Consider the following 371-nt stretch of genomic DNA (forward strand, 5'->3'; position numbering starts at 1 on the left):
CATCTCGAGGAAGGGGCGCTTCTCCTCGATGACGAGGATCTCCTCGAGCCCCTGGGCGAACTCGCGCACGATGGTGGGCTCCATCGGGAAGAGCATGCCCATCTTGAGGATGCGGATGCCGTAGCGCTTGAGCGCCGCATCGTCCAGGCCCAGCTCGAGGAAGGCCTGGCGCAGGTCGTGGTAGGTCTTGCCGGCAGTGATGATGCCCAGCCACGCATCCGGGTTGGGGAACACCACGTTGTTGAGGTTGTTGGCCCGCGCGTAGCGCTTGGCCACCTCGAGGCGGCGGGTGTAGAGCGACTGCTCCATCTCGAGCGCCTCGGCACGCACGTTCATGCCCAGGTTCATGCGCGGGGTGAAGGGCACGCCGT

Annotated in this window: 1 pseudogene; it reads right to left on the bottom strand. The window is 65.8% G+C overall.

From position 1 onward, the window contains the following. A pseudogene (locus GQB03_RS22720) lies at window positions 1-371 on the bottom strand (indolepyruvate ferredoxin oxidoreductase family protein); the annotation flags it as partial.

It is taken from the genome of Cognatazoarcus halotolerans (assembly GCF_009800965.1).
In the GTDB taxonomy this organism is placed as follows: Bacteria; Pseudomonadota; Gammaproteobacteria; order Burkholderiales; family Rhodocyclaceae; genus Cognatazoarcus; species Cognatazoarcus halotolerans.